The 19,774-nt window shown below is 62.8% G+C and carries 20 protein-coding genes and 1 pseudogene; 15 read left to right on the top strand and 6 right to left on the bottom strand.

Features of this window, described 5'->3' with window-relative positions; translation table 11 throughout:
• Positions 1-33 precede the first annotated feature (33 nt).
• Genes FNZ07_RS14865 through FNZ07_RS14845 form a run of 5 tightly spaced genes read left to right on the top strand, consistent with a single transcriptional unit; the run spans position 34 to position 3,699 of the window.
• Positions 34-975, top strand: a complete 942-nt coding sequence (locus FNZ07_RS14865) for a 2-hydroxyacid dehydrogenase (protein ID WP_091009274.1) — start codon at positions 34-36, stop codon at positions 973-975.
• A gap of 59 nt (positions 976-1,034) precedes the next feature.
• Positions 1,035-1,961, top strand: coding sequence for a hydroxymethylglutaryl-CoA lyase (locus FNZ07_RS14860; RefSeq protein ID WP_091009272.1), 927 nt, complete (start codon positions 1,035-1,037; stop codon positions 1,959-1,961).
• A gap of 31 nt (positions 1,962-1,992) precedes the next feature.
• Positions 1,993-2,523, top strand: coding sequence for a YbaK/EbsC family protein (locus tag FNZ07_RS14855; protein WP_091009269.1), 531 nt, complete (start codon positions 1,993-1,995; stop codon positions 2,521-2,523).
• Entirely contained in the window at positions 2,520-2,726 is a 207-nt protein-coding gene (locus FNZ07_RS14850) for a DUF1289 domain-containing protein (RefSeq protein ID WP_091009267.1), read from the top strand. Before FNZ07_RS14855 ends, FNZ07_RS14850 begins: the two co-directional genes overlap by 4 nt.
• A gap of 52 nt (positions 2,727-2,778) precedes the next feature.
• Entirely contained in the window at positions 2,779-3,699 is a 921-nt protein-coding gene (locus FNZ07_RS14845) for an MBL fold metallo-hydrolase (protein WP_091009265.1), read from the top strand.
• Positions 3,700-3,920: 221 nt separating this feature from the next.
• On the opposite strand, the gene FNZ07_RS14840 is transcribed toward FNZ07_RS14845, so the two are convergent.
• Complete coding sequence (locus FNZ07_RS14840) at positions 3,921-4,817, bottom strand: DMT family transporter (RefSeq protein WP_091009263.1); 897 nt, start codon at positions 4,815-4,817, stop codon at positions 3,921-3,923.
• 114 nt (positions 4,818-4,931) lie between these two features.
• Between FNZ07_RS14840 and FNZ07_RS14835 the strand changes: the two genes are divergently transcribed.
• On the top strand, positions 4,932-5,405 hold the full coding sequence (locus FNZ07_RS14835; protein WP_091009260.1) for an Lrp/AsnC family transcriptional regulator: 474 nt from the start codon (positions 4,932-4,934) through the stop codon (positions 5,403-5,405).
• Between the two features lie 30 nt (positions 5,406-5,435).
• On the opposite strand, the gene FNZ07_RS14830 is transcribed toward FNZ07_RS14835, so the two are convergent.
• Positions 5,436-6,326, bottom strand: a complete 891-nt coding sequence (locus FNZ07_RS14830) for an alpha/beta fold hydrolase (protein ID WP_091009257.1) — start codon at positions 6,324-6,326, stop codon at positions 5,436-5,438.
• A 289-nt stretch (positions 6,327-6,615) separates the two neighbouring features.
• Between FNZ07_RS14830 and FNZ07_RS14825 the strand changes: the two genes are divergently transcribed.
• Positions 6,616-7,575, top strand: coding sequence for an NAD(P)H-dependent flavin oxidoreductase (locus FNZ07_RS14825; protein WP_091009255.1), 960 nt, complete (start codon positions 6,616-6,618; stop codon positions 7,573-7,575).
• A gap of 44 nt (positions 7,576-7,619) precedes the next feature.
• Here FNZ07_RS14825 and FNZ07_RS14820 read toward each other — a convergent pair whose 3' ends face one another.
• The 4 genes and pseudogenes from FNZ07_RS14820 to FNZ07_RS14805 form a co-directional block, all read right to left on the bottom strand.
• Positions 7,620-8,555 (bottom strand): LysR family transcriptional regulator, encoded by a 936-nt coding sequence (locus tag FNZ07_RS14820; protein WP_091009252.1) that lies wholly within the window; start codon positions 8,553-8,555, stop codon positions 7,620-7,622.
• Positions 8,556-8,653: 98 nt separating this feature from the next.
• A pseudogene (locus FNZ07_RS14815) lies at positions 8,654-8,842 on the bottom strand (helix-turn-helix domain-containing protein); the annotation flags it as partial.
• 171 nt (positions 8,843-9,013) lie between these two features.
• Complete coding sequence (locus FNZ07_RS14810; RefSeq protein ID WP_091009249.1) at positions 9,014-10,108, bottom strand: porin; 1,095 nt, start codon at positions 10,106-10,108, stop codon at positions 9,014-9,016.
• Between the two features lie 490 nt (positions 10,109-10,598).
• Positions 10,599-11,114, bottom strand: coding sequence for a hypothetical protein (locus FNZ07_RS14805; RefSeq protein WP_091009246.1), 516 nt, complete (start codon positions 11,112-11,114; stop codon positions 10,599-10,601).
• A gap of 532 nt (positions 11,115-11,646) precedes the next feature.
• Between FNZ07_RS14805 and FNZ07_RS14800 the strand changes: the two genes are divergently transcribed.
• The 8 genes from FNZ07_RS14800 to FNZ07_RS14765 all read left to right on the top strand — a co-directional run bounded on the left by FNZ07_RS14800 (position 11,647) and on the right by FNZ07_RS14765 (position 19,774).
• A complete protein-coding gene (locus FNZ07_RS14800) occupies positions 11,647-12,672 on the top strand; it encodes a bile acid:sodium symporter family protein (RefSeq protein WP_091009243.1) in 1,026 nt (341 codons plus the stop codon).
• A 409-nt stretch (positions 12,673-13,081) separates the two neighbouring features.
• On the top strand, positions 13,082-14,665 hold the full coding sequence (locus tag FNZ07_RS14795; protein ID WP_091009240.1) for a methyl-accepting chemotaxis protein: 1,584 nt from the start codon (positions 13,082-13,084) through the stop codon (positions 14,663-14,665).
• A gap of 155 nt (positions 14,666-14,820) precedes the next feature.
• Complete coding sequence (locus FNZ07_RS14790; protein WP_091009237.1) at positions 14,821-15,807, top strand: LacI family DNA-binding transcriptional regulator; 987 nt, start codon at positions 14,821-14,823, stop codon at positions 15,805-15,807.
• The gene (locus FNZ07_RS14785; protein WP_091009234.1) at positions 15,804-17,102 is read left to right on the top strand and encodes an AGE family epimerase/isomerase; all 1,299 of its coding nucleotides are present in this window, start codon (positions 15,804-15,806) and stop codon (positions 17,100-17,102) included. The genes FNZ07_RS14790 and FNZ07_RS14785 overlap by 4 nt, the downstream gene beginning before the upstream one ends.
• Positions 17,103-17,107: 5 nt before the next feature.
• Positions 17,108-18,031, top strand: coding sequence for a carbohydrate kinase family protein (locus FNZ07_RS14780; protein ID WP_091009232.1), 924 nt, complete (start codon positions 17,108-17,110; stop codon positions 18,029-18,031).
• A gap of 117 nt (positions 18,032-18,148) precedes the next feature.
• Positions 18,149-18,370, top strand: coding sequence for a hypothetical protein (locus tag FNZ07_RS14775; RefSeq protein WP_091009229.1), 222 nt, complete (start codon positions 18,149-18,151; stop codon positions 18,368-18,370).
• A 67-nt stretch (positions 18,371-18,437) separates the two neighbouring features.
• Entirely contained in the window at positions 18,438-18,683 is a 246-nt protein-coding gene (locus tag FNZ07_RS14770; RefSeq protein WP_091009224.1) for a hypothetical protein, read from the top strand.
• Positions 18,684-18,799: 116 nt separating this feature from the next.
• Positions 18,800-19,774: an ion channel gene (locus FNZ07_RS14765; RefSeq protein WP_091009221.1), complete on the top strand. Its 975-nt coding sequence runs from the start codon at positions 18,800-18,802 to the stop codon at positions 19,772-19,774.

The raw sequence follows: 19,774 nt of genomic DNA, 5'->3' as shown, positions 1-19,774 counted from the left end.
ACGCAATCGCTAACGCAATCAATCCGCCAGCCTGTGAAAATCCTCTTCTATACGCCGCTCACCGACGCCGCCGCGTGGCTGCACGATCTGACTCGCGCGCTGCCGGGCGCCGAGCTGCGCGAATGGCAGCCGGGCGACACAGCCCCCGCCGATTTCGCCGTGGTGTGGCGTCCGCCGCGCGAACTGTTCGCGCCACGGGCCGGCCTGCGGGCCGTATTCAATATGGGCGCGGGCGTCGACGCGATTCTCGCGCTCGAACGCGAACACCCGGGCACACTGCCGCGCGACGCCCTTCTGGTGCGCCTCGAAGACACGGGCATGGCGCCGCAGATGGTCGAATACACGCTGCACTCGGTGCTGCGCTACCTGCGCCGTTTCGATGAGTACGCCGCCCTGCAGGCACAGCGTCGCTGGCAGATGCTCGATCCGCATCCGCGCGAGACATTTACGGTCGGGGTGCTTGGGCTCGGTGTGCTCGGCACCCAGGTCGCTCAGGCGATTGCGGCGCTCGGCATCCCCGTGCGCGGCTATAGCCGCAGTGCAAAACAGATCGACGGTATTGCGACCTTCGCGGGTGAAGCGCAGCTCGGTGCGTTTCTCGACGGTGCGAAGGTGCTCGTGAATCTGCTGCCGCATACGCCCGACACTCACGATGTCCTGAACGCCCGCGTGTTCTCGCAACTCGCGCGCGGCGCGTATCTGATCAACGTCGCGCGCGGTGCGCATCTGGTCGAGCAGGACCTGCTCGATGCGCTCGCGAGCGGCCAGATCGCGGCGGCCACGCTCGATGTGTTTCGCGAGGAACCGCTGCGACCCGATCATCTGTTCTGGCAGCATCCGCGCGTCACGATCACGCCGCACAGTTCGGCGCTGACGCTGCGTGAAGAAGGTATTGCACAGATTGCCGAGAAGATCGGTGCGCTGACGCGTGGTGAAACAGTCGGCGGTCTCGTCGATATCGCGCGCGGCTACTAACGAACACACGTACTCAACACCCATTGCAGAGGCCGCCTCAGGCGGCGAGGAGACACCCCATGACATTGCCTCAAGCAGTCAAGATCGTCGAAGTCGGCCCGCGCGACGGCTTGCAAAATGAAAAGGACTTCGTCCCGACCGCGATCAAGATCGAACTGATCAACCGGCTTTCGGCGGCGGGCTTTCGCAACGTCGAAGCCGCATCGTTCGTCTCGCCGAAATGGGTTCCGCAGATGGCCGACGGCGCCGAAGTGATGGCCGGCATCGCGCGTCGGCCGGGCACGCTGTATTCGGTGTTGACGCCGAATCTGCGTGGCCTCGACGGTGCGCTTGCCGCGCACGCGGATGAGATCGTAATCTTCGGTGCTGCGAGCGAAGCGTTCTCGCAGAAGAACATCAATTGCAGCATTGCGGAAAGCATCGAACGTTTTGTGCCGGTTGCACAGGCTGCCAAGGAAAAAGGCCTGCGCGTGCGCGGCAGCGTGTCGTGCTCGCTAGGTTGCCCGTATCAGGGCGACGTGCCGGTTGCATCGGTGGTCGATGTGGTCGAACGTTTTGCGGCGCTCGGTTGCGATGAGATCGACATCGCAGACACGATCGGTGTCGGCACGCCGAAGCGCACGCGCGAAGTCTACGAGGCAGTGACCAGAGTGTTCCCGCGCGAACGTCTGTCCGGGCACTTTCACGACACCTACGGCCAGGCGCTCGCCAATATTTACGCGGCGCTGCAGGAAGGTATCGAGATTTTTCATGCGTCGGTGGCGGGGCTGGGCGGCTGTCCTTATGCGAAGGGCGCGACCGGCAACGTCGCAACCGAAGACGTGCTGTACCTGATGAACGGCCTCGGCATCGCAACCGGCGTCGATCTCGCGCAGGTGGTCGCGATCGGCGATTTCATCTCGACGTCGATCGGCAAGCCGAACGTGTCGCGCGCGGGCAAGGCGCTGCTTGCCAAAGCGCGCAGCGAAGCGCAGACCTGCGTCTGACACCGTTGCCCTGAAACTCATCCGAACGACCATGACAGATAACGCATCGCTTCAGACTCCCCACCCTGACGATCTCGACGCGCTCCCCGACGCCGCACGTCGTGTCGCGCTACTGCTGCGCGAACGCGGCCACGCAGGTCACGTCGTGATGCTTGCGGAGACCGGCAAGACGTCGGCGGAAGCAGCGGCTGGCCTCGACTGCACCGTCGCGCAGATCGCCAAGTCGATCCTGTTTCGTCGCAAACACGACGATGCACCCGTGCTCGTCGTCGCGAGCGGTGCGAACCGCGTCGACGAACAGAAGGTCGCCGCGCAGGTCGGCGAGATCGGTCGTGCCGATGCGAAGTTCGTGCGCGAGAAGACCGGTTATGCGATCGGCGGCGTGTGCCCGATCGGTCACGCGACGCCGCCCGTCACGCTGATCGATGCCGACCTGCTCGCACTTGACAGCCTGTGGGCCGCGGCAGGTCATCCGCATGCGGTGTTCAACCTGTCGCCGCAGCAACTGGTCGAACTGACCGGCGCGCCCGTCGCCGACGTCGCCTTGCGCGAATCCGCATGACACACGACACCGCGTCCGTCCCGTCACCGTGCATCGACGTGTGCAGGATGAACGCTGCGACCGGCTGGTGCGAAGGGTGTCTCCGAACGATTGACGAAATCGCCGGCTGGTCGTCGTTCGACGACACGCGCAAGCACGCGGTGTGGGATGCGATCGAAGCGCGTCATACGCAGTTGCTCACAGCGCAGCGGGAACGGCCATGAAAGCCGCCGCATTGCAGATCGTGATGCGCTCACAACCGGAGCCCCGCTCGCCATGATCGCGCTACCTGCATCGATACGCGTATTCGAGCGCGGCTGGCTCTCGTCGAACAACGTGCTGCTGGTCGACAACGCGTGTGCTGCGCTCGTCGATACCGGTTACGCGACACACGCGCCGCAAACCGTCGCGCTGGTTCGCGAGGCACTCGGCGCGCGGCCGCTCGATCTGATCGTCAACACGCATCTGCATTCGGATCATTGCGGCGGTAACGCGCTATTGCAGGCGACTTGGCCGTGTCGCACCGAGATCCCCGCGCAGGAAGCCGACGCGGTTCGCAACTGGGACGAGGTGCGCCTCACCTATCGCGCGACGGGTCAGACCTGCGAGCGCTTCACGTTCACCGGTACGCTATCGCCCGGTATGCAGGTCACGCTCGGCGCGCTTGAGTGGACCGTGCTCGGTGCACCCGGCCACGATCCACATTCGCTGATGTTGTATTGCGCCAGCGAGCGTGTGCTGATCAGTGCCGACGCGCTGTGGGAAAACGGCTTCGGCGTGATTTTTCCGGAACTGAACGGCGACAGCGGTTTCGCGGAACAACAGGCGGTGCTCGATCTGATTGCGACGCTCGATATCGATGTCGTGATTCCCGGTCACGGTGCGCCGTTCACCGATGTGCAATCCGCACTCAAGCGTGCGTGGTCGCGCGTCGCATGGCTGCGCGCCGATCCTGCGCGCAACGCGAAGAACGCGCTGAAGGTGCTGATCGTGTTCAAGCTGCTCGAAGTACGTGTCATGCAGTTCGACGCGCTCGTCGCGATGCTCGACGATGCCACTCTGATGCGCGCAGCGGTATCGATGCTTGGAGCGCGCAACGAAACACCCACATTGCTGCGCGAACTTGTCGGCGAACTGGCGCGAGCGGACGGCCCGCTGTCGATAGACGGCGACTGCATCCGCGCCCGCAGCGCGTAAATTCCAGTTCACCAAAAAAGAAAGCCGTTCCCCAGAAATGGCGAACGGCGTAATTTGGTCGACGTGATCAGCGTCGATTCGGATCATACTCGCGCGTACCTTTCGAACGCATCGGTGATTTCCCTACAGAAGCTTGACGGCGTTTCGTAGTCTTCTTACGAGCCGTTGCCTCAATGTCGCCGGCGGCGCCGCCATGTTGCGCAATCCGTAGCAACAACGGCTTACGATACCAGCCGACGCTGCGGCACGATACGCCAGCCCAGATTGACGCCCGCCGCGGCGAGCAGGATCAGCAGCGCGCCGAGCAGTTGCACCCACGCGAGCTTTTGCCCGAATGCGACCCGGTCCACGATGATCGCCACCACCGGATAAATGAACGACAGCGCGCCGGTCATCGCGGTCGGCAGCTTCTGGATCGCGCCGTACAGCAGCACGTACATCGCGCCGGTGTTGACGACGCCGAGCGTCACGAGTTGCAGCCAGTGCACGCCGCTCGTAGGCAGGTTGTCGAAGTGGACGAACGGCGCGAGCGCCAGCACGCCGAACGCACCCTGTATCAATGCGAGCAGGTGCGGCGGCGTGCCCTTCAGGTGTTTGGTAATGATCGACGAGATTGCATACAGGAATGCAGCAGCGACCGCATACGCCACGCCTTCCAGATACTGGCCGGGCACCGCGAGCACCGCCGGTTCGACCTTGACGACGAACACGAGACCGATGAATGCGATCACCAGCCACGCAATCGCCGACGGCGTGACGCGTTCGCGGAACACGAAAGCGCCGAGCGCGACCAGCATGAACGGCTGCGTGTTGTAGACCGCGGTCGCCATCGAGATCGACGCGCGCGAATACGCGGCGAACAGCAGCGCCCAGTTGGCAACGATCGCCGCGCTGCTCAGCACGGCCAGCCCGATGATGCGCCAGGAGAACAGCTTGCGCCGGAACAGTCCCAGCGCGCCGCAGACGATCGCCATCGTCGCGGCGCCGAACAGGCAGCGAAAGAACACCACGTTCGATACAGGTTGTTGCGACGACACGACCAGCCAGCCGATCGTGCCCGACATCAGCATCGCGATGCTCATCTCGGCGGCGCCGCGGCGGATTTCATTGGAAGCCATGTTTCGATCCTCGGATTAGCGAATTCAATGAGGAAAGTTTAAGTGCTGCAACTGCGCATTTACATGGCTAAACTATGGATCATCGGCACGATCGCCTAATAAGCGAAGGCAAAAATGAACAAGCACCTTGCATCGCTCAATCTTCCTGTTCCACTCGACGATACCGACCGCGCGCTGCTTGCCGCACTCGCTGAAGACGCGCGTCAGCCGGTCAGCGAACTTGCACGGCGTGTCGGCTTGTCGGCGCCGAGCACCGCCGATCGTCTGCGGCGGCTCGACTCACAAGGGGTGATCGAGCGCTTCACAGTGCAGCTCGATCCGCGCGCGCTCGGCTACACGCTGCAGGCCATCGTGCGCGTGAAGCCGCTGCCCGGTCAGTTGCACCTGGTGGAAGACGTGCTGCGACGCATTCCCGAGTTCGTCGAATGCGACAAGGTCACCGGCGACGACTGCTTCATCTGCCGCCTGTATCTGCGCTCGATCGATCAGCTCGACGAGATTCTCGCCAAGGTGACCGAGCGCGCGGAAACCAGCACGGCGATCATCAAGTCGACGCCGATTGCGCGGCGGCTACCGCCGCTGGGTTGAGCGCGCCGGCTGTTATAGCTATAGCTACTGCTACTGCTCGACCGCTTCGAAGAACGCCAGCATCTCCGCGACGAGTGCGTCCGGCGCTTCTTCCGGAATGTAGTGCCCGCACGGCAGCGGCCGCCCACCGACGTCGCGGGCCACGCGCCGCCATTCGTCGAGCGGCGTGAAGCACTTTTCGATCACGCCGTACTCTCCCCACAGCACGCGCAACGGACACGCCACCTTGTTGCCGCGTTCGATGTCGGCGCGGTCGTGCTCGAGATCGATCGTCGCCGACGCGCGGTAGTCCTCGCACATCGAGTGCACCGCGCCCGGCTGTCGCAACGCGGTGCGATACGCCGCGAGCGCTTCGGGCGCAAACGGCGTGAGCCCCGCGTGACGGCTGCACAACACGCGATCGACGAAGACGTCCGGATTCGCGCCGATCAGCGTTTCCGGCAGCGGCTCCGGCTGGATCAGGAAGAACCAGTGGAAGTACAGCGTCGCGAAGGTGCGATCGGTGGCTTCGTACATCGCGAGCGTCGGCGCGATGTCGAGCAGCATCAACCGTTCGACTGCATCCGGGTAGTCGAGCGCCATCCGGTGCGCAACGCGGGCGCCGCGGTCGTGCGCACAGACCAGAAAATGCTCGAAGCCGAAATGGCGCATCACGGCGACCTGATCGGCGGCCATCGTGCGTTTGGAATACGGTGCGTGAGTGTCGTCGGTGGGCGGTTTGGACGATGCGCCATAGCCGCGTAGATCGGTCGCGATGACCGTGAAATGCTGCGCCAGTTGCGACGCGCAGCGCTGCCAGATCAGATGGGTCTGCGGACTACCGTGTAGCAACAGCAAAGGCGGACCTGCACCGCCCTTCACCCCATGGATGTCGACGTCGCCCACGGCGACGCGAAAGGGCGTGAAAGCCTCGAAGGACATATCGGGTCTCTTGTCGTTGTAGGTCAACGCATTGTAGGAGCCCGGTGTGACTGTGCGACACCGAACCCACCGACAACGCGTAGACACTGAACACTCCTTCCAACCCGAAGCTGCACATGCAAAAGTGGCGTTTCGCCTATAATCGAACGATCGTTCTTAAATTTACCGGACTGGATGAACGGGCCTTTACGGTTGGCCACGTTTGTTTTCCGGTACCTCGCTACACTCATCCGTGGGCCGCATAGCCCGCATCAGCTTGTGCAACTGCACTTATCAGGAGACCCGCATCATGGCTCTGCCCGCCGTCCTGCAAAACCTTGCGTTGCCCGTCGTCGCTTCGCCGATGTTCATCGTCAGCTACCCCGAGCTGGTGCTTGCCCAGTGCAAGGCCGGTATCGTCGGCTCGTTCCCTGCGTTGAATGCGCGCCCGGCAGAACTGCTCGACGAATGGCTCACGCAGATCCAGGCGTCGCTCGCCGCGCACAAGGAAGCGCATCCGGATGCCGTGATCGGGCCGATCGCTGTGAACCAGATCGTGCATCAGTCGAACACGCGGCTCGAGCACGATGTGCGCGTGTGCGTCGAGCACAAGGTGCCGATCTTCATTACGAGTTTGCGTGCACCGGCGCGGGAAATCGTCGATGCCGTGCATAGCTACGGCGGCATCGTGCTGCACGACGTGATCAATATTCGCCATGCACAGAAAGCGCTCGAAGCGGGCGTCGACGGGTTGATCCTGGTGGCGGCGGGTGCCGGTGGTCACGCGGGTACGACTTCGCCGTTTGCTCTCGTGGGCGAAGTGCGGCGTATGTTCGACGGTCCGATCGTGTTGTCGGGTGCGATCGCGAACGGCGGGTCGATTCTTGCCGCGCAGGCGATGGGCGCCGACCTCGCCTACATGGGCACGCGTTTCATCGCGACGAAAGAAGCGCACGCTGTCGATAGCTACAAGCATGCGATCGTCAACGCAAGCGCGTCGGACATCATCTACACGAACCTCTTCACCGGTGTGCACGGTAACTACATCCGCGAGAGCATCGTCAACGCCGGGCTCGATCCGGACGCACTGCCCGCTTCCGACAAAACGGCGATGAACTTCGGCAGCGACAAGGCGAAGGCGTGGAAGGACATCTGGGGTGCGGGCCAGGGCGTCGGCCTGATGAGCGACGTGCCGAGCGTCGACGAACTGGTGGCGCGTCTCACGCAGGAGTACAACGATGCGCGTGCGCGGCTTTCGATCGGGCGCTGAGGCGCTTTGACGTAGCGGCCCGTTTGTTTGCTTGCTTGATTGCGCTAACGCGCGGCCAGTGCGCAAATTTCTTCGGCAGAGGGCCACAGGTTCTCACTGCCGAACCGCGCCGCAACAAAATCGACAAACGAGCGCACCTTCGCCGACAGATGTCGGCGGCTCGCATATACGACATGGATGGGCAGCTCGTGCGGCGGCATTTCATCGACGAGCAACGGCACGAGCCGGCCCGCCAGCAGATCTTCGGCGATCACCTCGGTGCCCAGCTGCGCGATGCCGGCGCCTTGCAACACGGCGACGCGCATCGCTTCGAGGTGGTTGACGATCATGTTGCCGGTCAACTGGATACGCGCGCCGCTGGCGATCGTCGTAATGAACTCCTGAGCCGACACGCCGGCGTACTGGATGAAGTTGTGGCGCTGGAGATCGGTAGCACTAGTTGGTGTGCCATGACGGCGCAGATACTCCGGCGATGCGCACAACACGAGGTGCGCCGTCGCAATCTGCCGCGCAATCAGCGATGACGATTTCAAGCCGGTCGGCGATGCGCGGATCGCTACGTCGAAACCTTCGTCGATCAGCTCGACGACGCGATCCGACAGCGTGACTTCAACGGTGACCTTCGGATATTGCCCGGCGTAGTCGGCGATCGCGCTCATCAGGTGACGCAGCCCGAACGCGGAAAGCGACGATACGCGCAATCGTCCCTGCGGCACGACGCTCGCCGCACCGACAACCTGCGCTGCTTCTTCGAGTTCGGTCAGCGCCTGACTCAGGCGCTCGTAGTATTCGCGGCCGGCTTCAGTGGGCGCGACGCGCCGGGTCGTGCGGTTCAGCAGGCGGGCGCCGAGCTGCTGCTCGAGGTGCATCACATGCTTGCTCGCCATCGCCGCCGACATCTCCATGCGCTCCGCCGCACCGATAAAGCTTCCCACTTCGACGACGTGCCGAAACACTTTCATGCTGACGAGGGTGTCCATAGGAATCGCTCACGATGAGAATCAATCGGGTCGATTTTACGGGCTTTGTCAAATGGGGATGGCGAAAGGGGGGCGTTTGGGAGGTGCCCGAACACTTATGAGTCGCTGACCGCCCCCCTCTTCCGGATGCGGGCGATCTCCTGGGGATTGAACTCCGGCGCCCTCTCGATGCACAGATCGTCGTACTCACGCATCGTTTTCTTCTCGATGACCTCTGCACGATGCAGGGCGGAAGCCGCGCTGTGAATCGCTTCTGATGCATCGCTTTTGAAGCGAGTCTTAGTCATTGCAAATCTCCATTCACTACTTCAACGCCAACATCCTATCAAGGCCAACGCTCTTCGCCTTAGCGAAGTCACGAGCTAGCTCTTGAAATCGCGCAGTTCGCGAGACCCATCCCTCGCCTTCGTGCGGATCAGCCCCTCCACTTCTGCTGATCCGCCCGGCCCGCACAACCCCTAAAACTTCGCCCGAACCCCCACCCCAAACGTATCCCCAGTCGACTGGCTACTAATGTGGTCGTTCATATACGCCGCATACACATCCGTGCGCTTCGACAACGGATAGTCGTAGCCGAGCGCCCACGTCTGATGCGTCTGGTCGAGCCCACCTTTGTCGCGCGAATAGGCGTACGACGCCATCACGGTACCCGTACCGAGCGGCACACTGACGCCGCCTTGCGCGGTATTCACGTGCCAGTTGCCGAACACGTCGCGAACATTCTTCGTGTACATGTACTGACCAAAGAACTTCACGTACTTGAGGTCGTACGAGAGGCCCAGTTGCGCGACGCTCTGACTCTTCAGGCCGGTGACGAGACTGTTCAGTTCGCTCGGATCGGCGGGAACGCTCGTGTTGAAGTTCACGTACTGATACACCGCGGTCGCCGCAAACGGACCATGGAAATACAACGCCTGCGCACTCCACTTCTTCAGGCTGTTGTCCGACGCGTTGTTGCCGAAGCCGTACATCACAGCCCCGCTCAAACCGTTGAAGTTCGGTGTCTGATACTGGATCGCGTTATCCCAACCCGAATCGCCGACCACGCCCTGGTCCGTCGTGTAGGTCGGGAACGTGCCGAGGCCGAGGAACACGTGATACACCATCGGCGAGAACGTATACGAGTCGATGAACGGATTGAACAGGATCGTCGACACGAACAGTTGCGTGGTCAGACGGCCGGCCGTGACGGTGCCGTAAGGCGACTCGATGCCGACGTACGAGTTACGCGCAAAGAAACGGTCGCCAGGGAAACGGCCATACTGGCCGTTCTGCGCGAGGAAGAAGTCTTCGAGTGTGAAGATGGCCTTGTAGCCGCCGCCCAGGTCTTCGCTGCCCTTTATGCCCCAGTACGAAGTCGACATCCCGCCGCCGCCGACCACCCACGAACGCTGGTTGCCCGGGAATTTCTGCGAGCCGACCCATTCGTCGACCTGACCGTAAAGCTGCACGCTCGATTGCGCGAACGCCGACGATGCGCCCGCCAGTAAACCTGCCACGACGATCGCCTTCAAGGACGTTTTCAGCACATCGCTGACCATTGTTGTTCTCATGGATTCTCCAGTCTTTGTCAAAAGTGAGGTGGCTGTGCGGCGGGGAGCTCACGCGAACCGTTGTTGCCTGCTGCTTGTTGGTATCCGGTCGATCGTCGAGCCAATCAGGGCTCAACCATGTTTGCGGACCATTTTTATGGACAAAAATATGTACGGTTATTGCCGGTATAGCGTTCTGATTAGTTTTTACTGATATCGACCTGATAACGGGTCGAGTGAAACAGGACAAACTGCACTGCCACAAACCGTTTTATCGACTGCTCATGCCCGGTACGGCTAAAGCGGCGGATTCAACCGGGCGTAATCCGGCGCGCGGATGATGCACTGCCGCACGCCTCTGACAATTGGATGACGAACCCCTTCTTGCGAGCGAGCAATTTCAAAAAAGTGTGGTGTGCATACGTCACTTATGGACGTGCGAAATCGCGCCACCAGGCGGTGACGGAGCAAAAGGAAGAGGAAAAAGCGGCTGGGTTACCGCAGAGCCCGCTCAGTTGCGATAGGGCGACGCGCCGGGGCGCGAGAGGTCTTCGGGCGGTCGGGGTGGCGGCCGGCTAAAACCGCGCTCTTCGTTATATCGCGCGACGTCTTCGCGGATCGAGCCGGCCCGGACCATGGTCGAATTGCCGGACTGGCGCGGCACCGGCCGCGTTTCGGCGCTTACCGGTGTGATCGCGCCGGCATACTGCGGCGCGGCGCGCGGGGCCATGCGCGGAATGCCGCGGAAACCATTGCCGCCGGGCATCACACCCGGGCCACGCGCCACATTCATGACACGGTCGGGACGATTGCCGTAGTTGCTGAAGCTACGGGCATCGGGGCGTCCGCCGCCACCGAACGACCGCGGCGCGAAATGAGCAAAGTGCCCGCCGCCACCACCGCCGCCGAAGCCGCCACCGAAGCCGCCGTGCCCCATCATCACGGGTCTCGCTTGGGCGAACGAAGCCAGGACGACGAGAATCGCGCCCAATAACCACTGCTTCGCTGTTGACGATGCTGCTTGCACGGTAATCCACCTGCCCGACGACCCGCCCAGACCCGCCGCTCGGACGACAACGGAATCTGTCCGGGGAAATCACATCCGATGCGCATTTTTCGCATCCGCAGCTATCCCCGATGGCCCTGTACAGTAATTTATGGGTCCCCCTAAAACGTGTCGAGCCAAAAAGTGTTATGCCCGCCGAACGGTTGTAACACCGTGTTACTGCGGCGTTCCGGCGAATAATCCGGCGAATAACCGCCCGGGAAAACAATCGTTGAATAGACGGAAAAAACCCTCATCGCTTTTTAACCAGAAACGTTTCCAGCAAAAACTACGGCGGCATTTTTAGACCAGATCGAAAGATAAGAGCGCGACCGTCGATACCGACAGGAAAGACCCGTCTCATGCCAGCAATTCATCAATCAATGTCTCAAATGAATTTGCATTTTCAATCGCTTTGCCGGGACAATAGCCGCACCTGAGCGTGCGTAGCACGCGTCGTCGCGTTGCCAGGACACCGCGGCGATTCAAGCACTACCGTATCGAGATTCCGAAGATGGCCCGCCCGAAACTGCTTCCCGACAACTTCACGCTGTGCCTGATCGGCACCGTGATCTTCGCCAGCCTCCTGCCCGTACACGGCCAGGCCGGTGTCGCGTTCAACTGGCTGACGAACGTCGCGATCGGCCTGCTGTTCTTCCTGCACGGCGCCAAGCTGTCGCGCGAAGCGATCGTGGCGGGAGCGACGCACTGGCGCCTGCACCTCGTCGTACTGCTCAGCACGTTCGCGCTGTTTCCGCTGCTCGGCCTCGCGCTCAAACCGCTCCTTTCGCCGCTCGTTACGCCCGCGCTCTACGCCGGGGTCCTCTTCCTCTGTACGTTGCCGTCGACGGTGCAGTCGTCCATCGCGTTCACGTCGATCGCCAAGGGCAATGTGCCCGCCGCGGTGTGCAGCGCGTCCGCATCGAGCCTGCTCGGCATCTTCATCACGCCCGCACTGGTCGGAGTGGTTGTCACTAACCAGTCTGCCGGCGGCACATCGCCGTGGCATACGGTGTGGAACATCGTGTTGCAGCTGCTTGTGCCGTTCATTGCCGGGCAGTTGCTGCGGCCGCTGATCGGCGACTGGATCGAGCGCAATCGCGGCGTACTGAAGTTCGTCGACCAGGGCTCGATCCTGCTCGTCGTGTACGGCGCCTTCAGCGAAGCAGTGAATGAAGGCTTGTGGCATCACATTCCGCTCAGCGCGCTTGGCGGGCTCGTCGTGGTCAATGCAGTGCTGCTCGCGCTGGCGCTCGCCCTCACGATGTTCGTCAGCAAGCGGCTCGGCTTCAACCGCGCGGATCAGATCACGATCGTGTTCTGCGGATCGAAGAAGAGTCTTGCCGCCGGTGTACCGATGGCGAAGGTCATCTTCGCGTCGCATGCGGTCGGTGCCGTCGTGCTGCCGCTCATGCTGTTCCACCAGATCCAGCTGATGGTGTGCGCCGCGCTCGCGCAGCGCTGGGGCGCGCGCGACACGAGCGGCGAAGGACGCGCGGCCGCGCAAAAAAGCGGCCCCGCGGCGGTGGCGCGGCGTTGATGCCGCGCCGGATGCGAACCGGATGTTCATGAGCGCAGACCTTCCTGTGCGTGATCGACGAAAGCCGCCCCGTGCGGCTTTTTTCTTGCGGACGATCATTTCACCCACAAAGGCGCGGACTGTCGCTTAGGCCGGATGGGCTAGATCGCGCGACTCGTTACGTCGCACTACCCAATCGGCAAATGCACCGCCGCAGTGCCACGCTTCATCAAAGATTCACTTAATTCGCCGCCATCCCCGCCGATAAGCCGAACGTCCACCGTTTTTGGCTCTTTGCGATGTCCTCGCGCCCGTCTTTCCGTTCCGTTGCGCCGAGCGAAGCAACCCTGATCGCGCAATGCGCAACGCCCAATCCCGGCAACGTCACGTCATTCGCGTTGCCACCCGCGCTTCAACTTCCCGCACACACATGACCCGCCTTACCGTCAAAACCCGTCTGTATCTGCTGATGTCCGTCGTCGTTCTCGTTCTGGTCGCCGCCGGCGGCATCGGTCTGTATGGCGTCGCGCGTACCGATGCCGCGCTCGAGCAGGTCTTCGAAGGCCGCGCGAAAGCGCTGCAACGCATCTCGTCGATCGACGATCTCGCTGCGCAAACGCACTACGCGATCAGCGATGCGGTGCTCGATCCGGCGGCGGCAAAAACATCGGCGGTGGTCGATGCCGCGTCGCGCAATATCGCGAGCATCGACCGCTGGCTCGGCGAATATCGCGCGTATCCGCTCGACTCGCAGGAACGCGCGCTCGCGAACCGCTTCGCCGACGACTGGACCACGTTGCGCGACAAAGGCATCGCGCCGACGGTGGCTTTTCTGAAGGCGAACAATCTGTCGGAAGCGCAGTGGGTCGTCACGCAGGCGCTCGAACCGGCGGCGCAGCGCGTGAAGCGCGAGACCTCCGCGCTGCGGCAACTGCAGGTCGAATCGGCGCAACGCGAATACGATCGTGCGCAGAGTGTCGCGCGTACCGTGCAGGTGCTCGTTGCCGCGTGCATTGCGCTTGGCGCGATCGTCGTCGGCGCGTTGTGCTGGACGATGGCGCGGTCGTTGTATCGACAGCTCGGCGGAGAGCCCGCGTATGCGGCGGCGATCGCTAACGCAATCGCCCAGGGCGATCTCGCGATCGACGTGCGCATAGAACACGCTGCGCACGGTACAACCCACAGCGTGCTGCACGCGATGCTCGCGATGCGCGACCGGCTCGCCGCGATGATCGGCGCAATCCAGCATGCGGCGCACGGCATCTCGCACGCGACCGGTGAAATCGCCAACGGCAATCACGCGCTCTCGCATCGCACCGACGAGCACGCCGCCGGCATCCAGCAAACGGCAAGCAGCATGGAACAGCTCGCCGCGACCGTGAAGGCCAACGCCGATCACGCGCGCGAAGCGAACGTGCTGGCACTGCACGCATCGTCGAAAGCGGAAGACGGCAACGAAGCCGCCGTCGAGGCGATGAACCGCATGGAATCGCTGAGCGAACGGTCGCAGAAAATTCGCAGCATCACCTCGGTGATCGAAGGCATAGCGTTTCAGACCAACCTGCTCGCGCTGAACGCAGCCGTCGAAGCAGCTCGCGCCGGCCAGTCGGGTCGCGGCTTCGCAGTCGTCGCGCAGGAAGTGCGGGCGCTCGCGCACCGCAGCTCGCAGGCGGCCAAAGAAATCTCCGCGCTGATCGCCGCGGTGACCACGGAGGTCGAAACCGGTACCGAAACGGTTCGCAAGGCAGGCAGCACGATCGTCGAAATGCTCGGCTCCGTGCAAAGCGTGGCGGCGCTGATCGACGAAATCTCGCATGCCTCCGACGAACAGAGTTCGGGCATCGAGCAGATCAACCGGGCCGTCTCGCAGATGGATCAGATGACGCAGCACAACGCGCTGCTCGTGCAGAAAGCGGCCTCGGCAGCCAACGCACTCGCCGACGAAGCGTCCGTCCTGCGCGAAGCCGTGGCGATCTTCCGGGTCGGTGAAGCACCGGCCTTAACACTCGTTTAGCGAATTTTACTAAACAGCACATTTATCATAGAAGAGCCTGTATACGGGTATCTACGCGTATTGATCAAGTGGTTTAAGGGGTTTTCTGTCGACGTTTTACTATACAATCCTCGACACCTGAAACCGCTGCGGCGCACCCGCGTCTGCCCTGATCGATGACCACCACCATTCGCGATGTCGCCCGTGAAGCAAGCGTGTCGATCGGCACGGTTTCGCGCGCGCTGAAAAATCAGCCCGGCCTGTCGGACGCGACCCGGGTGCGGGTCGTCGAGACTGCGCGCCGGCTCGGTTACGACGCAGCGCAGTTGCGCCCGCGCATTCGCAGGCTGACGTTCCTGCTGCATCGTCAGCACAACAACTTCACGACCACACCGTTCTTCTCGCACGTGCTGCACGGCGTTGAGGATGCATGCCGCGAACGCGGAATCGTGCCGTCGCTGCTCACCGCGGGCCCGACCGAAGACGTCGCTCAGCAAATGCGTGTGCACGCGCCCGATGCGATCGCCGTAGCCGGTTTCGTCGAACCCGAAACGCTGGCAACGCTCGTCGCAATGCAGCGGCCGCTCGTGCTGATCGACTTGTGGGCGCACGGCCTGCGCTCGGTGAATCTCGACAACGCGGCCGGCGCCGCGCTCGCGATGCAGCATCTGTTCGAACTGAAGCGCAAGCGCATCGCGTTTATCGGCGGATCGCTTGCGCACTTCAGTATTGCGGAGCGTGCACTCGGCTACCGGCGCGCGTTCTTCGAAGCGGGCCTGCTGTTCGACCCGTCGCTCGAAGCACCGATCGACGCCGGCCTCGATCCGGACACGGGCGCCGCGCTCGCCATGCAGCGTCTGCTCGACGCATCCGGTCCGCGGCCCGACGCCGTCTTTGCCTATAACGACGCAGCAGCGCTCGCTGCGCTGCGCGTCTGCCTTGCACGCGGGCTGCGCGTGCCGCAAGACATTGCGATCATCGGCTTCGACGACATTCCTGCTGCCGCACACGCCACACCGCCGCTGTCCACCATCGCGGTCGACAAGGAAGCGCTCGGGCGACGCGGCGTCGAACTGCTGCTTGCCGACACGCCACCCGAACTCGAAATCCGCTTACCCGTCCACCTGATTACCCGCGCCAGCACTTCAGTGAACAAGCCATGACGCAGACCGACACGCTTCAATCCACCCCTTCCGCGGACGCACCGGTAGCCGTGCCGCCCGTTGCAAGTTTCCGCGAGCGCGGCTTCCTGCTGTCGCACATCGAGGACACGTTGCGCTTCTACGCGCCGAACGTGCTCGATTCGACCGGCGGTTTCTATCACTTCTTCCGCGACGACGGTTCGATCTACAACCGCACGACGCGGCATCTGGTCAGCAGTTGCCGCTTCGTCTTCAACTACGCGATGGCGTATCGGCAATTCGGCGATCCGCAGCATCTCGAGTACGCGCGTCACGGGCTACGCTTTCTGCGCGAAGTGCACTGGGACCCGCGGCACGAAGGCTACGACTGGGAACTCGAATGGCGCGACGGCGAGAAGCACACGCTCGACGGCACGCGCCACTGCTACGGCCTCGCGTTCGTGCTGCTCGCCTACGCGCATGCGGCAATGGCCGGTGTCGAGGAAGCGAAACCGCTAATCGCTGCCACCTTCGAATTGATGGAGAAGCGCTTCTGGGATGCTGCTGGCGGTCTCTACGCCGACGAAGCGACGGCCGACTGGCAGGTGAGCGGCTATCGCGGGCAAAACGCGAACATGCACACCACCGAGGCGCTGCTCGCCGCCTATGAAGCAACCGGCCACCTCGTCTATCTCGACCGTGCGGAACGCGTCGCGTCGAACATCACGCTGCGCCAGGCGAAGCTGTCGCAGGGACTTGTGTGGGAGCATTTTCATGCGGACTGGTCGGTCGACTGGCACTACAACGAGGAAGACAGTTCGAACATCTTCCGTCCGTGGGGCTTCCAGCCTGGTCACCAGACCGAATGGGCGAAGCTGCTGCTGATCCTCGAACGTCACCGGCCGCTGCCGTGGCTGCTGCCGCGCGCCATCGAACTCTTCGACGCCGCGATGTCGCGCGCATGGGACAACGATCACGGCGGCCTGTACTACGGCTTCGGACCGGACGGCACGGTCTGCGATCACGACAAGTATTTCTGGGTGCAGGCCGAGACGTTCGCGACCGCCGCGCTGCTCGGCAAACGCACCGGCAACGAACGGTTCTGGGACTGGTACGACGAACTCTGGCGCTATAGCTGGAGCTATTTCGTCGATCACCAGTACGGCGCGTGGTACCGCATCCTCACGTGCGACAACCGCAAGTACAGCGATGAAAAGAGCCCCGCCGGCAAGACCGATTACCACACGATGGGTGCCTGCTACGAAGTACTGATCCATGGGCTGGACGGCGCCTCGGCTGCGTCAGATACGCCTGTCGCGACCCTCTCCGCACGGTGAACCGCATGACCGATCCGACCACATTGCCCCAGTTCGTCTCCGCAGGCGACATCCTCACCGACCTCGTCCGTACCGATACCTCGAACTGGCTGTCCGTGCCCGGCGGCGCAGGCTGGAACGTCGCGCGTGCCGTTGCACGGCTCGGTGTGCCGACCGGTTGCGCGGGCTCGCTCGGCACCGACTATTTCTCCGACCAGATCTGGAACGCGAGCGTCGCGGCCGGACTCGACATGCGCTTCCTGCAGCGCGTCGATCGTGCGCCACTGCTCGCTATCGTTCACGAAACCCATCCGCCCACCTACTTCTTCATGGGCGACAACAGCGCGGATCTCGCCTTCGATCCATCGCAGTTGCCCGACGGCTGGATGAAGCAGGTGAAGTGGGCGCACTTCGGCTGCATCAGCCTCGTGCGACAGCCGCTCGGCGAAACGCTGGCCACGCTCGCCGCCACGCTGCGCGCCGGTGGCGTGAAGATCAGCTTCGATCCGAACTACCGCAACCTGATGGCGCATGGTTACGAACCGACGTTGCACCGGATGGCCGCGCTCGCCGATCTGATCAAGGTTTCCGACGAAGACTTGCGCCTCATCTTCAAGACCGACGATGAAACGGCCGCGCTCGCGCAACTGCGCGCGCTGAATCCGACGGCCGTCGTGCTGGTCACGCGTGGCCCGGAAACGGCGACATTGATCGACGGCGCTACGATCGTCGAGGCAAAGCCGCCGCGCGTCGAAGTTGCGGATACGGTCGGTGCCGGCGATGCGTCGATCGGCGGGCTGCTGTTCAGCCTGATGGCTTCGCCGCAACGTCACTGGAACGAGCATCTCGCGTTCGCACTCGCGGCCGGTGCCGCGGCTTGCCGTCATTCGGGTGCGCATTCGCCGTCGCTTGACGAAGTCGTCGCGCTGCTGCCTCAGGGCGGCGCATAGCCTTAATATGGGCCGCGCCGCCTCTGTGCGGGCGGCCCGAAAAACCTTACGAAGTTACCCCCGGTCGACGCCGAATCATCGTGCTAGGATGGATCTTCCCCTCGCAGGAGATGCATCATGGACGACATCATCTATACCAAAGGGATCTACACGGCCACTGCAACGGTGCGTCCGTTAGACGACGGCAAGTATCACGGCATCGTGTCGCTCGCACGCGATGCAGGTGACGGGCCGGAGAACACGGTCTACGAAGTGGAGGCGAGCTCGCCCAGCCCGGAAGAAGCCTTCGAAGAAGCGAAGGCGCTCGCCCATCGCATCCTTGGCGAGATTGATCTGTAGTTTGCGAACCGTACCGCAATCCGCGGGCACGTCGCGCCGCTCTTTTCCTACGTTGCTGGAGGCCCAGATGGCTGAACAGCTCTTCCTTTACGGCGTCTATACGATCCACGTGCGCCCGCTCGAATTGCAGGGCTCGCACTGGGACGCCGAATACGAGATCCGACATCGCAACAAGGCAGTGAAACCGTGGACCACGGTCGGCGGCGACGCCGGCTATCTGGATCAGGCCGATGCGATCGAATCCGCGCATCAACAGGCTGTTGGGGATATCGAGCGCGGTGCGGGTATTCCGAAGCCGCGCGGCTTTCCCTGACCTGACGACCGACGCGGCGTGGCGTGGCGCATGACCGATGGCAACTGCCGTAGCGGCTGTGGACACGCGTAGCCGGCGTGCTACGCTGTGCGCGTTTTCATTTTGACGGGAACGCGATGGCTACAGGCTCAGACGATCGCCGCTTCGACGCATCCGCGTCCGATACCGCCGATGCACCGATGCGCCGCCGCGGGCGCCGGCTGAAGCTGGACGATCGCGTCGTGTTCGCCCAGGGCCTGCCGATGCCGCTCTGGCAGGACCTCTACTACCAGGCGCTGCGGGCCAGTTGGCCATCGTTCTTCGTCTCGCTGGCGGTGCTGTTTCTGCTGCTCAATACCGCGTTCGCTTCGCTCTACATGCTCGGCAGCACGCCGATCGCCAACCAGTTTCCGAAGGGCTTTGCCGGCGCGTTTTTCTTCAGCGTCGAAACGCTGGCGACCGTCGGTTACGGCGACATGCATCCGCAGACGATCTACGCGCATCTGGTCGCGACCGTCGAGATCTTCATCGGCATGTCGGGCATCGCGCTGGCGACCGGGCTGATCTTCGCGCGTTTCTCGCGCCCTCACGCGAAGATCATGTTCTCGCGCTACGCGATCGTGCGGATGCTCGACGGGAAGATGACGCTCGTCGTGCGGGCGGCGAACGGGCGGCAGAATGTGATTGCGGAAGCGCACGCAAGGCTGCGGTTGATGCGTGTCGAAGTTACGCCGGAAGGCTATCGGTCGCGCAAGATTCGCGATCTTGCGCTGATACGCGACCAGCATCCGATCTTCCAGCTTGGCTGGAGCTTGATGCATATCATCGATGAAACGAGTCCGCTGTATGGGCAGACGGCGGAATCGCTGGCGGCTTGCGATGCATCGTTATTGGCGATCATCGAAGGCTCCGACGAAACCACCGCGCAGACGATGCAGCAACGCAAATCGTGGCCGGCTGCGGATATTCGCTGGCAGTACCGCTATATCGACTTGATGCACGATGAAGATGGGGTGAGCTATATCGACTACTCGCAGTTCGATGAGGTCGTGCCGCTTGAGCCGCATGAGATGATTCCGGCGGGGGTGGGGGCGGATGTGCAGCGGGGGTGA

The organism is Paraburkholderia megapolitana (genome assembly GCF_007556815.1).
Classification (GTDB): domain Bacteria; phylum Pseudomonadota; class Gammaproteobacteria; order Burkholderiales; family Burkholderiaceae; genus Paraburkholderia; species Paraburkholderia megapolitana.
The sequence above is the reverse complement of the archived record's forward strand: the minus strand, read 5'-3'. Positions and strand labels throughout refer to the sequence as shown.